At 26.3% G+C, this 513-nt stretch carries 1 protein-coding gene; it reads right to left on the reverse strand.

Annotated features, from left to right (window positions below; translation table 11 throughout):
• On the reverse strand, nt 1-219 hold a 219-nt coding region (locus tag JM172_RS24645), incomplete at its 3' end, for a hypothetical protein (RefSeq protein WP_214485002.1).
• Between the last annotated feature and the right edge of the window lie 294 nt (nt 220-513).

A 513-nucleotide genomic window follows, 5' to 3' on the forward strand; every position in this document is an offset into this window, starting at 1 on the left:
TGGAGTGCTTTTACTTAATTTATATTGATTTTTTACTGCTTTAAAAATATCTAGAATTAATATATCTACAAGTAACTCATCTTTGGCATTTGAATTATTAAGCATATGGGTTTGCGCTTTTACTGTCTCAGATTTGTAATGATTACTAAAATAAATTGCTACAACTAATATAGTCAATGTGAAAATTACTCCAATAAAAATAAATTTATTTTTCAACAATAAAACATCCCCTTTGAAAGGTTTGTATTATTATTATTATTCCATTTTTCCATTTCTCATACATATGAGTTTCTTAGATTCCTATCTTAAAAAAACTGTTTGTGGAATTGAAGTTACTTTAAGGAGAAAATATATCACTAACTTTAGAGAACAGATAAAGAAACTCAATGATTAACGAGTTGTATAGTCCTAAGGCCATTGACAATATTATTCAACAATACCAGCTAATAGGATGTCAATAATAATCTCTAAAGATATTTTTGTACCTGTGTTAAGATAAATAGAGGCATACCA

It is taken from the genome of Bacillus sp. SM2101 (genome assembly GCF_018588585.1).
In the GTDB taxonomy this organism is placed as follows: domain Bacteria; phylum Bacillota; class Bacilli; order Bacillales; family SM2101; genus Nanhaiella; species Nanhaiella sioensis.